General features: G+C 68.1%; 1 pseudogene. It reads left to right on the forward strand.

Annotated features, from left to right (window positions below):
- A pseudogene (locus J5M73_RS31300) lies at positions 1-461 on the forward strand (acetyl-CoA C-acyltransferase); the annotation flags it as partial.

The raw sequence follows: 461 nt of genomic DNA on the forward strand, positions 1-461 counted from the left end.
CTCAACGATCCGTTCCAGTCGATTCACATGGGCGTGACGGCCGAGAACGTCGCGGCGAAGTACGGGATCACGCGCGACGCGCAGGACGCGCTCGCGCTCGAATCCCACCGGCGCGCGTCGCATGCGACGAAATCCGGCTATTTCAAGGATCAGATCCTGCCGATCGAGATCGCGTCGCGCAAGGGCACGGTCGTGTTCGACGCCGACGAGCACGTGCGCCACGACGCGTCGCTCGACGACTTCACGAAGCTCAAGCCCGTGTTCGCCAAGGAGAACGGCACGGTGACGGCGGGCAACGCGTCGGGCATCAACGATGCGGCCGCCGCGGTGGTGCTGATGGAGCGCGGCGTCGCCGACAAGCGCGGCGCGAAGCCGCTCGCGCGCCTCGTCTCGTATGCGCACGCGGGCGTCGATCCGGCATACATGGGCATCGGCCCCGTGCCCGCGACGAAGAAGGCGCT

The organism is Pseudomonas sp. 50_B (genome assembly GCF_017491625.1).
GTDB classification, from domain to species: domain Bacteria; phylum Pseudomonadota; class Gammaproteobacteria; order Pseudomonadales; family Pseudomonadaceae; genus Aquipseudomonas; species Aquipseudomonas danubii.